We start from the raw sequence: 12,344 nt of genomic DNA, 5'->3' as shown, positions 1-12,344 counted from the left end.
TACGGCTGTGCCCGCCGCACGAACTCAAATTGCGCCTCCGCCAGGTCCAGCTTGCGCTGGCGCGCATACACCTGCCCCAAATTCGCCTGCGCCTCGATCGAACTCGGCATGTAGCTCAGGTAACGTCGAAATTCTTCCTCCGCTTCCTGGCGCATGTCGGCCATCAGGTAAGTCTCCCCCTTACGAAAGATCGCGTCGTAATAGGTGGTATCGGCCTGGAACGCCCGCTCGTAGATGTCCGCTACCTGCGTGTACTCCTGCAGACGGTTGTGCAAGTCCGCATACTCGTCAAATACCCAGTTCGCCTTCGGATACTCTCGCATCAGATTGTAGAGGAGAGTATTGAGATCGGTGACCTTGTTGCGCCGCTTGTAGGAATTGACGATGAAGCGATACGGACGGTCGTCGCTCGGTGCCAGCCCGGCCGCGCGATAGCTGCTGACAATGGCCAGCGAATCGTTGCCTAACCGCAGATAGACCGACGCCAGCCCGCTGTGCGGCCGCGGCGAACGCGGATCGGATTTGGCCGCTTCCTCAAATTCCCGTCGCGCCGGCTCCATCACGTTCGCAGTCAAGTAGGCGTTGCCCGTGTAGATCCTGCCTTCCAACTCGGAGTTGATCCTGACCTTCGTGTCGAAAGCATAAATGATCCCATTGACCGCTGCGAACGCGATAACAAACACGACCAGATTGCGATAGAACCGCCGGAAATAGCCGGCGCGTATCAACGTGATCATGCCCCAAAATCCCGCTGCCGCCCAGATAATCACCGCCGGAATCGCCGGCAATCGCTGGTGGCTGAACGGCGAAAAGATCAACACCGCCGCCGTGAAAACGACCGCCAAAGCCGCCAGTGGACATTGCCCTTGCCGCGCTTGTCGCGGACCAATTGCAGCCAGTAGTGCCAGGGGCAGGAGAACCCCGAGCGGGAAGGCCACCCCGGAATCCCACAACAGCCACCGCAAGATCGGGCTCTGTTGCGCAAAAAAGTACAACGGCTTATCGAGCGCGACTTCGTAACCGCTGATCAGCAGCGCCAGTTTGCGCAACTCCAGCTTCAGCCAATCGACCGGGTGTGCGAACATATATCCGACCGCTCGTCCCGTCCAGAATGACCCAAAATTCTGCAACGGCACCTCGCGCCCGTTGGTACGGTTGGCCGCGTCGACGGCGTTCAGATACGACAACCCCGGCTCATCAACCGAATTCGGCAACCGAAAGTCGCGGCCGACGGCCTCCGCATTGTTCGCCACCGCCAGTCGCACCCCCACGTCGGTCAGAAACGGAACCGTCTCGCGGCCGATATCGTGATTGCGCATCACGAACGGCACGAGCGGCAGGATCACGGCCAGAGCGTAGGTCGCAACCTGTCCGCGCTTAACCCGTTCCGGCGCGCGCAGCCGCAGAAGCCACACACAAAGCACAATCGCCAACAACAACACTTCCGGCGCGTTGGCCGCCGCCAGCGCTAGCACCACTCCGGCTGCAAGCGGATAAACCCACCGTCGCGACGTCTCGAACATGATCAGCGCCCAGACTGCTGTTAGCGTCAGTACGATCGTCAGGGAAGTCGGCAACACTTCGGAGTCAAAGTAGATCAGCGGCCCGAACAGCGTGGCGCACAGTCCGGCGATCAACGCGACCGGCCGCGAATACACCCGCGTCGCGATCAGATAAATCAATCCGCACGAAATCGCTCCAAAGATGTTCTGTAGCAACAAGGGTAAAAACACATTCGCCCCGAGCAGCTTGTAGTTCGCCGCGATGAACAACCCGTACAGCGGCGCTTTGAACACCCCTTCATGCCCCAACTCCGATCCGTGACTCAGATACTGCGCAATCGTGTGATAGTAAATCGAGTCGAACGTGAGATAACTGAAGATCGGCGAAGCGGCAGAGGCGTACAAATGGATCAACCGCGCTACCAGTGCGACCGCTAAGACAATTGCGATATCGATCCACGGGAACCGCGGCGTCACTGTCTCGTCTGCTGAAATTAAGGGTTCGATCATGTGTCGCCTGATAATATCCAATCCAGCCGCAGGGGGCAAGACGAAACCTCCACCGTCGGCTTCTCGATTTTACCCGCATCGACGCGATCCGACGCGTGACTCTGCTGCCCCCGAGTATTATCTTGCCTCGATGTCGCTCGCCTGCTATCTCCATGTCCCCTTCTGCGCGAAGATCTGCACGTATTGCGATTTCTACCGCCTCGTCCACGACGAGGAATCGGAACACCGCTACGCCGACGCCATCGTTACCGAAATCACGCTCCGCTCACAGCAATGGCAGGCTCAAGCCGCGCTCGAACCCCACCGATCCGGTAATTCCGACCGGCCCCTGTTGCACACGATCTACTTCGGTGGCGGCACGCCTTCTGTCCTCTCGCCCGAGACTTGGGAACGCATCGTCACCGCCTTGCGCGACAACTTCGAGTTCGCGCCCGATCTTGAATTCACATCTGAAGCCAACCCCGAATCGTCCACGCCGGAGAAACTCTCCTGCCTGCGCGCTCTCGGCGTCAACCGCATCTCTTTCGGCGCCCAGTCCTTCGCTGCAGCAAATCTCTCCCGTCTCGGACGCCTGCATTCCGCGCAGCAGGTGGGAGTCGCTGTCGCTGCCGCCCGCAACGCCGGCTTCGAAAATATCTCGATTGACTTGATGTACGGCCTCCCCGATGAAACCGACGCCACCTTCTGCTCCGACCTCGAAGCGGCCGTCGCCCTCAAACCCCAGCATGTCTCTTTCTACTCGCTGATGCTGGAAGGCGCCGTCCCGCTGCGCTATCAGGTGCAACGTCGTGAAGTGACCTTGCCTGACGACGACGTCATCGCCGAGCGCTACCTCCATGCCATCGCATTCTTCGCCGCCGCTGGCCTGGAACACTACGAGATTTCGAACTTCGCGCAACCCGGCCGCCGCTGTCGCCACAATCTCGCCTATTGGGAGGCCCGTGATTACCTCGCCTTCGGACCCGCCGCAGTCGGAACCATCGGCGACCGCCGCTACAAGAACGATCCCGATATCTTCCGCTATGTGCAGTCGCTGGCGCAGAAGCGTTTGCCCCCCGCTGATGTCGAGGAGATCACTCGCGGCAAACGGCTGATCGAGACGATCATGCTTTCGCTGCGCACTCATCGCGGCCTCGATCATCGCTCCCTCGCCGCCACGTTCGACTATGACATCCTTGTTGCGCGCGCCGATCTGATCGCCGCCCTCCAGAAAGATGGTGACGCCGTCCTCGACGACGCTTTCCTCCGCCTCACCCCGCGCGGCTTCTTCCGCTCCGACCTGATCATGTCCCTCCTCCTTCCCAACACTGTCTGACCCGATTGCGCCTTGCGCCAATCTACCCCTGACGCCGCCATCGCCGATGTTTGTCACTGCGAGGAGCAACTGCACCGTGTCACTGCGAGGAGCGAACGTGCACTCAACGCCTACTCGATGCTCTGCCGCGACGAAGCAATCTGATTCCGGTATCCCACCGCCTGCGTAGCGTCCCGAGGAACAAGGGATTGCGCTGGGTCGGACAAAACGAGGATTTGCGGTGGGATGAAGATGAAGGCGACGATTCTCCTCGTTGCGGCAGGTCTTGATCCCGCGCACCACCCAACTGACCACGTCTACTGCACTTGCCCGCGCGGGATTGTGACCTGCCGCCTTCGTTCTTCCTCCGAGAGGCTGCGCCGATCCTGGACTCCCGCCTCCGCGGAGATGTTGCCAACTCCCCTCTCCCTCTGGGAGAGGGACCGGGGGTGAGGGTCGAATCGCCGCCTCCAAACCAGAATCCACTAACCAATATCTCACGCCCTCGCCACTCTCGCCGACCACGCTTCCCCCGTAGCAGAAGGGGCCAGGGGGTTGTATTGACTCAACTCGAATTGCCGGCATCTCCTAACGCCGAAGTTCCGCACTCTACCGCCCCTCATTGCGAGAACTGCCATTGCGCTGTCATTGCGAGGAGCGCTCGCACTCTCACCAATTTTCACCGCCCTCCGCCGCGACGAGGCAATCTGCTTTGATTTGAGTAGGGCAGATCTCCTTGCAGACGCATACTTCCATCAGCACCATCTTCAACGGAGATCTGCCGCACCGCCTATTTCCTTCCCACTGCAACGCCGGCTTGAATCGGCTCAAGCTTGGTCGCACGTGGGCCCGACTTCAGTCGGCTCCCGCTTGGTCCACTGTAGTGCCGACTTCAGTCGGTTTTCGCTCGTGCGCCAACACTTCTCGCGCCGCTACACCTTTGCCGTTGCGGCAGGTCTTCCCGCGGAGCACCATCGACTCTCAACATATCACAGACTTCGCGCGCTTCGTGGGGCGACCTGCTGCTCACCTGAACTGCAAACAAGTTCGCGACCAACCTCGCTCCGCGCAATTCCGGATGAAGCCTTTCCTCCCCTCTCCCTCTGGGAGAGGGGGCAGGGGTGAGGGTGCTTGGCTCCCCCTACCCCGACTAAAACCTTGTCCCTCCAGTTCAACCGAGATATATTGTTGCCGGTGCTTTCCATCATCGACAAACAGAAGAGCGCTCGCCCCGAAGAGGAAATCGAGTCGGCCAATCGCTATGTCGCCGGCCAGCGCGATTACTACAAGCAGGTCGACACCTGGATCAATCAGGTCACCCGCCTCTCGGTCTGGCACTTCGTCGACCCGATCGAGGACATCAACTCGATCGTGCACCTCAAGCTGTTCTCCTCGCTCAAGGCCGGCAAATTCCGCGGCGAGTCCACCTTTCGCACCTACGTCCAGCGCGTCGCCCGCTACACCTGCATCGACCAGGTCCGCAGCCAACGCGTCCAGCGCGCCGCCGATCCGGACGACTTGCCCGCACCCGCCGGCGACGACGCCCCCGACGTCATCCACGAACGCTCCGTCGAGTACAAGATTTTCCTGAAAATCTTCCGCTCGATCGGCGCCGAATGCCAGAGACTATGGCGGATGGTCTTCTCGGAGTCGTTGAACTACAAGGAGATAGGCGAAAAACTCGGCCTGCCGGAGGGTACCGTCAAGCGTAAGGTGCACGAGTGCAAGAAGATGGCGATGGAACTGAAGGAAAAACTGATTTAGTCTGAACCACAACCCCTGCCTTCCGACAATTGCTCTGGAAGGAGATATTGGCGATGAGTGTCAACGACGAGATTACAGCCCTGATTCCGCTGCTGGTGCAGGGAAAACTCAGCCCGCAGGACGCCGAACGCGTCCAGGCCGCGATTGCTGCTTCGCCGGAACTGGCTGCCGAACGCGCTTTATGGCAGGGAATTCACTCCATCCGCCGCGACCTGCCGAAGTACGAGTTTTCGTCTCATCCGACGCCCGAACTCCTCGACCGTTTTGCCCAGGGCCGCCTGAATCAACTTTCCGCCGAGTATTCCGAAATCACCACCCATCTCCAGCAATGCCCGGCCTGCACCGAAGATGTCGAACTTCTGCGCCAGGCCGTGAAATACATCCCGGAAGAACGCTTTGAGCCGAACCCGTCCGCTGCCCCCGCCAAGATCTGGTCGATCTTCGCCGCCAAAACGATCTCGCGCATCATCGTGCCGATCGCCGCAGTGCTCGTGCTTGTCTTTGCTTCGGTTGTAATCTTCAACCGCCCCGGCGGCGACATCGCCCGCATCGAGCTGTTGCCGCAGTTCGAGAAGCGCTCGGTCTTTGATGCCGGCAATCTCCCCGAGATGCAGGTCTCGCTCAAGAAATCCACTCGCGAACTCGTCTTCGCGTTCCCGACCGACCGCGTCGACGTGCCCGACTACCATTACGACATCGATCTGCTCCGCCGCGGCGGCGAGGCCGCCACTCTGGCCCTCGACAATCAGCGGCTCGAATGCACCCCGACCGAATTGACCAATCAGTGTGAACTCAAAGTCACCGACACCAAGGTACTCGACGCTCTCAAGCAGGGCGGCAGCTTCTCGCTCTCCATCAAAGAAGAGTTTCCCGAAGGCACCAACCTTCTCCCCGCCGAGTACGAATTCTACTTCAAAGTCACCGTGCAGGACTAAAGACGGCGCTCAGAATTGTTGTTGATCGGCTGACAAGACCAGCCTAATTTCTGCGAGATTCTCGATAGAATTCACGAGTACTTTGCCCATGCCCTTTTGGACCTGGTTTTTTCTGATCGTTCCGCCGCTGGTGCTGCTGACGCTGGAAATCATCCACTATCGCCGCAAGGATGAGGATTCGTAAGCGTGGATCCGGCGTTAATCGGCTTCATCCTCTACCTGGTCGTCGTCCTCGTGGTCGGCTTCGTGACCGTCCGCCTGACCAAAACCCTCGATGACTTCCTGATTGCCGGCCGCAAACTCGGCCCCTGGGTCGTCGCCATCTCCGAACGTGCCTCCGGCGAATCCGCCTGGCTGCTGATCGGCCTGCCCGGAGTCGCTTGGGCCTCCGGCTTTTCCGCCCTCTGGCCCGCCATCGGCTGCACCTTCGGCATTCTCTTCGCCTGGGTCTTCGTCGCCCGTCGCCTGCGCATCATGTCCGAAAAACTCGGCGCCATCACCTTGCCCGACTTTTTCGAAGCCATGCTCGGCGACCACTCCAAGATCATCCGCGTCGTCTCGACCTTGGTGATTCTCCTCTTCTTCACGATGTACGTCGCCGCGCAATTCATCGGCGCCGGCAAAGTCCTCAACGTCAGCTTCGGCATCTCCCAAACCTGGGGCATGATCATCGGCGGCGTCATCATCATCATCTACACCGTGATGGGCGGCTTCTTCGCCGTCGCCTGGACCGACCTCTTCCAGGGTCTGCTCATGGTCGCCACCCTCGTTATCCTGCCGGCGGTCGCGCTGATCGAAATCGGCGGCCCCGCCGCGATGGTCGACAAACTCCACGCCGTCAGCCCGACCTTGCTTACCGTCACCGAAGGCAAATCCGGCTGGGCGATGTGGTCGGTGATCATCGGCGGCCTTGCCATCGGCCTCGGCTACATGGGCCAACCGCATCTGGTCGTCCGCTTCATGGCAATCCGCAGAGTTTCCGAACTCAAACGCGGTTCCCTGATCGCCATCATCTGGGCGGTCCTCGCTTTCTGGGGCGCCGTCCTCGTCGGCATCTTCGGCCTGGCCCTCTACTCCAGCGGCACCATTGCCGATCCGGAACAAATCATGCCGCACATGGTGCGCGACCTGCTGCCGGCGTGGCTGGCCGGCATTTTCATCTCCGGCGCCATCGCCGCCATGATGTCCACTGCCGACAGCCAGCTCCTCGTCTCAACCTCCGCCGTCGCCGAGGATGTCTACCACCGCATGATCAACCACAACGCCTCCCAAAGCCGCCTGGTCTGGCTGTCACGCATTGCCACGATCGCTATCGGCGCCGTCGCCTATCTGCTCGCCTTCACCGCCGAGGATACCGTCTACCGCTTTGTCCTCTACGCCTGGGCCGGACTGGCAGCTTCCTTCGGACCCGCATTGATTCTGACGTTGTGGTGGAAACGTATCACCAAGTGGGGCGTACTCGCCGGAATGATCTCCGGCACGCTCGTCGTGATTTTGTGGAAATCGGTTCTCGACCTTTCGGGCTTGCTCTACGAACTCGTCCCTGGCTTCATAGTCGCGCTGGTATTGGTAGTTGTCGTCAGCCTTCTGACCCCAGCAGCGCGCGCCCGACGCTCTGCTTAACCTCTCTCCAACGCCTCACCCACAACGCTAATTCGCCGCCCCCGAACTCGTCAACACGAATGGCGACCAATAAAACGGATGCCGGTGCTTGCGCCGCGGCGATGACAACATCTCCAACTTCGCCGCCCGCAGCGCCGCAGCATACCCATTGTCCAGATGGCGATAGAACGCGCGCATCAAAGTTGCCGTCGCAAAATCCTCAACCTCCCACAACGAAACGATCAAGTTGTGCGCCCCCGCCTCGAAGAACGCCCGCACAAACCCGTTCATTCCTTCGCCTAATTCAAACTCGCCCCCGCCCGACTCGCACGACGACAGCACCACCAGGTTGGCATGCAGCTTCAGTTTGCGGATGTCTGCGATCGTCAGATAATCGCCGCCGCCCTCCAGCGTGTCCTGCGACAGCCAGATCTTCGAGCGCAGCGGATCGTCGTAGTGGATGCTCGAATGCGTGGCAAAATGCAAGTAATCGAAGCTCCCCAAATCCTGACGCCCCAGCGCCGCGCGCGTCGCCGCCGCTCCCGCTAAACTGCTCACCCGTTCCCGACCCAGTGCCTCCGCGATCCAGGCGACTTCATCATCGGCGTAGGGAAGTTGTCTCATCGCCGCCCCGCGCCGCGGATCGGCAATCGCCAGCAACCGTCCCTTCCGCCCCGACTCTGCGCCGCTGGACATCTGAAGCAGATGCAGCGACGGCACCATCACGACGTCGCTCGCCGCAATCAGGTAGTCCCCACTGACGCGCAGCGCCTCGAACGGCACCAAACTCAAGGCGGCGTCGGCGCTGATGAACAAATGCTGATAACGTCGGTCTTGCAGGAGTCTGACCGGAAGCACTATCTCTCCGAGGTACTCCGCAGCGAGACTGACGCTGTCCAGCAGCGTCTCCTCGCTGATCGATTGCTGAATGACCCGGCTGAATCGCGTCACCGCGCGCGTGATCTCCGCCCGCCCCGGCAACACCGTCACCGTCGCGCCGCTTTGGTCAATGATCACCAAAAACGACCGCTCCGGCGCCAGCAAATAACTGAACACGGCCGTGTGCTCGTCGCTTAACCCCCGACGGATCTCGGCGACCGAAAGATCTTGCAGCTCATATGCGGCCGGATTGACAATTCCGGCCCGGGCAAGCCGCAGCCGCCGTAACTCACTCTCCACCTGCTCTGCCTGTCGGCGCGCGCTGTTGGATGGCGATGCCGTCGCATCGCGACCCAGCACCGTCTCCAGGCTGTCCAGGGTTGCCAGCAGACGCCCCTCGCGCGCACTATATCGGTCTCCGGGCGCAGTCGGTGCTTCCAGCGCATCCAGCAAGCTCCGTGATTTAGCCTTCTCGCTGTAGAGTAGCATCGAGTCAACCCAACCGCCGTCGCTGCTACGGCGATACAGCTCATAGTCGGTGGCAATCAACTTCTCGTACACAAATCGCGATTGCGCCTGGTAGATGCTGCGCAACTGCAGATCCGGCAGCGCCGATCGCGTATGCTCGATCTCCGCCACCAATTGCGCCAGCTCGCCGCGAGCATCAGCCCACTCACCTGCGTCAAATGCGCACAGAGCCTTCAGTAACGCTATTTTCTGGGCATTGATCCTCGTAGCTCCGCTGATCGGCATTTGTTGGGCTTGTTCTTGGTACTGCTTTGCCTCGGACAGCCGCCGACCCTGGCGGGCCACTTCCGCCTTGAGGCAGAGCAAATCAAAGCGCCGTTGCGTGCCGCTGCCATCATCGCTGACCAATGCCGAATCAATCCAACCCATCGCCTCTTCCGTCTCGCCGCGCGCGCTGCCGAGCCGCGCCAGTGCGAGGAAAACCAATTCCCAGTCGCCTTGATCCCGCGCAACCCCGGCCACGATCGCCGCCTGCTGGAGATACTCCGCCGCGGTCGCAAAATCCCCGGCCGTGGTGTAGATGTCGGCCAGATTTACCAGCGTTCCGAGCGACTGCCCGCCCATCTGCAATTGCCGCCGCAGCGTCAACGCCTGACGATACGACTCCTCCGCGCCTTCGAGATCGCCGAGTCGCTGTTGCAGCGCGCCGAGATTGTGGGCGATCGTCGCTGACGCCGGACGCTGGCGCAACGATTCCGCCAGCGCTTGTGCCCGCAGATACGTTTGTAGCGCCGCGCGGTAATCGCCTACCGCTACATCCAGTGAAGCGAGATCCTGCAGCACCAGCAGTTGCAGACGACGATCGCTTTGGATCGCTGGATCGGCTGCCGCTTGCTTCAGCAGCAGAAGCGCCGAATCGGTTGCTCCGCCGGCGCGCAACATCGCCGCCCGGCAATAGTCGAGTCGTCCCGCTGTGGCCATCTGCGGATTCGCCGCCGCCAAACTCTCGGCTTCTGCCAGAAGCCGGCTCATCGTGTCAAGCGGCTGCACACCGGCAAAAGTCGGAATGATATTAAACAGCGTCTGCAGCGTCGCCGCGCCGTCATTCGCCTCCCGTCGTAACCGCAGCGCTTCCGCCGCAAACTGATAGGCGCGCTCCCGGTCGTCGAACACCAGGTAAATCGCCGAGATGTTGCCCAGAGTCTCGGCAACACCACGCCGATCTCCGATCTGCATCCGGATCACTCGCGCCGAATCAAAATACTCCCCCGCTGCCAGATACTTCCCTGCTCGCTCAAGGTGACTGCCGACCAGATTGAAGGTTCTCCCGGTGCCGTCCCAATCACCGAGTGCACGCGCAGACCGCAGGGCACGGTCCAATTGCCGCGCCGCTGCATCGAATGATCCCAGGCGCGAGTACAGATCGCCGCCGTGCTGTCGGCAGATAACTGCAGCGGCGGTGTCACCGAGACGTTCAAAGTCATCGCCGAGCGCGGCGAATCGGCCTGCCACAACCGTATCTGCGGTCGCTGCCCCCAGCAGCGCACTCAACTCCTGGAATCGCTGCTTCAGAAGCGGGCGTTCAGGGTTCTGCGAACTGCGCCAGATCCGATACCTTGAGCATTGCCGAAGATAGAAGCTGTCGGCAAACTCTTCGGTCAGCGCCGTGGCCATCTCTTCGGCCTCGCGCAGTGCACGGGCGTCTTCAAAATCGAAGTAACGCTCAAGCCGTTGTTGGATCGCGCGATACAACTGGAACCGCGAATAGGTGGCGCTGTCCGCCGGTTCCGGTCGTGCACCATCGACCGCATTTAATCCGACTACTGCTGGCAGAAGCAGAAGGGGCAGTAACAACCTTGTTCGCATCGACCTCAATGTTAAGTCCGTTCACCACCGTCGGCAAGTTCATTGCCGCTGTCGATCTTGTCCCAAAAAGTCTCCGTTCACGCAAAAATCCCTTTAATTGCCGCTGTCGGGCCGATATATTGCCTCCGTCCGATTTACTCGGTGGGCCGTGATTGCTATCACCGCCTGCTTTCCTTTTACCTTTGATGAGTACGGTTATGACGAATCTTAATGATGAGAAGATGGCTCCAGCGCTGCTGCTGTTGAAAACCACGAATCCGGAACTGCGCACTGACCTGATCGCAAGACTCCTTAAGTTCGATCATGTGGTCACCTGCGAAGCCGTTGACGGCGACTTTGACATTATCGCTACCATCGAGCCCCTCTCCGGAGTTGGCCTGGACCATTTCGTCAGCTCTATGGTCAAGCCGTTACCGGCGGTTGCCAGGACCGAACTCTGCCGCGTCGACACACTGGTAGACAACGATCATGTCCCGCCAAACGACAATCCAATCGCCGAATCGTATCTCTTTGTCGAGGTCGACGACAGCCGCTTCCAGACCGTTTTCCAGGCAGTAAGTCTCTTAAGCGCAACAGCTTCCTGCCAGGTCGCCGAACCGCCGTGCTCGCTCATCGTCCGCATGCGCGGTTCCAACTTCGATTTCCTCAATAAGGTAGTTAACGAAAAAATCCGCCCGCTGCCCGGTGTCCTCCGCGCCCGCCAGCACAGAATCATCAAGTTAGCCGGCTTCTGAGCCGATCTCCTTAATAGGATTAAAACAATCCCGATACTATGACAGGCTCGATTGACAAATATATGACCAAAACCGGACGATTTCGCTTGCGATTTTTTTCACATGCTGTTAGCTTTCTGCCGCATGACCTTAGGGAATTTGCGACCATAACCAGCGATAGGCGACCGTTAACGTGCTGTCACCCGGAGACCGCAGTCTATGGACACTAAACAAGACGAATTCAAACCTTTCAACGTCGACATCTGGAAATACGACGGCCACGCCGGTGCTCTGATTCCACTGCTGCAATCAGCTCAGGACACTTACGGCTACATCTCCGAACGCGCCATCGACTACATCAGTCACGTCACCGGAATCCCGCCGGCGGAGGTCTACGGTGTGGTCACCTTCTATGCGCAATTTCGCACCAAACCCCTTGGTGAAAAAGTTATCAAGGTCTGCAACGGCACGGCTTGTCACGTCAACGGCGTCAAAGAAATCGCCAACACGCTTTCCGACGAACTCGCCATCAGCTACGACGAAACCACCGACGACGGCAAATTCAGCATGGTCTCGGTAGCCTGTCTTGGCTGCTGCTCACTGGCACCCGTCGTGATGGTCAACAACGAAACGTTCGGCCGCCTCACGCCGATTCGAACCCGCAAACTCGTCAAAGATCTGCGGCGCAAGTAGGGAAAGGCTGAAGGAATATGCCATCGAAGACAGTCATGGTCGGTCTGGCCACCTGCGGAATTTCCGCCGGCGGCGAGAAAGTCTACGAAGCCTTTCAGAAGGAATTGCAGGACGGCGC

Annotated in this window: 8 protein-coding genes; 6 read left to right on the top strand and 2 right to left on the bottom strand. The window is 59.8% G+C overall.

The genetic code is table 11. The features are described 5' to 3' along the window. A partial coding sequence (locus IT585_02135) for a glycosyltransferase family 39 protein (GenBank protein ID MCC6962029.1) occupies positions 1 to 2,012 on the bottom strand: 2,012 nt, incomplete at its 3' end. A gap of 130 nt (positions 2,013 to 2,142) precedes the next feature. Between IT585_02135 and hemW the strand changes: the two genes are divergently transcribed. The 4 genes from hemW to IT585_02115 all read left to right on the top strand — a co-directional run bounded on the left by hemW (position 2,143) and on the right by IT585_02115 (position 7,628). Further along, a complete protein-coding gene (hemW, locus tag IT585_02130) occupies positions 2,143 to 3,327 on the top strand; it encodes a radical SAM family heme chaperone HemW (GenBank protein MCC6962028.1) in 1,185 nt (394 codons plus the stop codon). A gap of 1,167 nt (positions 3,328 to 4,494) precedes the next feature. Continuing rightward, positions 4,495 to 5,070 (top strand): sigma-70 family RNA polymerase sigma factor, encoded by a 576-nt coding sequence (locus IT585_02125; protein ID MCC6962027.1) that lies wholly within the window; start codon positions 4,495 to 4,497, stop codon positions 5,068 to 5,070. A 53-nt stretch (positions 5,071 to 5,123) separates the two neighbouring features. Then, a complete protein-coding gene (locus IT585_02120; protein MCC6962026.1) occupies positions 5,124 to 6,005 on the top strand; it encodes a hypothetical protein in 882 nt (293 codons plus the stop codon). A 186-nt stretch (positions 6,006 to 6,191) separates the two neighbouring features. Beyond that, positions 6,192 to 7,628 carry a sodium/proline symporter gene (locus IT585_02115; protein ID MCC6962025.1) on the top strand — a complete coding sequence of 479 codons (1,437 nt, stop codon included), beginning with the start codon at positions 6,192 to 6,194 and terminating at the stop codon, positions 7,626 to 7,628. A 27-nt stretch (positions 7,629 to 7,655) separates the two neighbouring features. Here IT585_02115 and IT585_02110 read toward each other — a convergent pair whose 3' ends face one another. Beyond that, complete coding sequence (locus tag IT585_02110; GenBank protein MCC6962024.1) at positions 7,656 to 10,820, bottom strand: CHAT domain-containing protein; 3,165 nt, start codon at positions 10,818 to 10,820, stop codon at positions 7,656 to 7,658. A gap of 197 nt (positions 10,821 to 11,017) precedes the next feature. Between IT585_02110 and IT585_02105 the strand changes: the two genes are divergently transcribed. Both IT585_02105 and nuoE read left to right on the top strand, forming a co-directional pair. Then, complete coding sequence (locus IT585_02105) at positions 11,018 to 11,554, top strand: Lrp/AsnC ligand binding domain-containing protein (GenBank protein ID MCC6962023.1); 537 nt, start codon at positions 11,018 to 11,020, stop codon at positions 11,552 to 11,554. Between the two features lie 198 nt (positions 11,555 to 11,752). Beyond that, a complete protein-coding gene (gene nuoE / locus IT585_02100; GenBank protein MCC6962022.1) occupies positions 11,753 to 12,226 on the top strand; it encodes an NADH-quinone oxidoreductase subunit NuoE in 474 nt (157 codons plus the stop codon). Positions 12,227 to 12,344 lie beyond the last annotated feature (118 nt).

Source organism: Candidatus Zixiibacteriota bacterium (assembly GCA_020853795.1).
Lineage (GTDB): Bacteria > Zixibacteria > MSB-5A5 > CAIYYT01 > CAIYYT01 > JADJGC01.
Note: the sequence above shows the minus strand (reverse complement) of the source record. Positions and strands in the feature narration are given on the sequence as shown.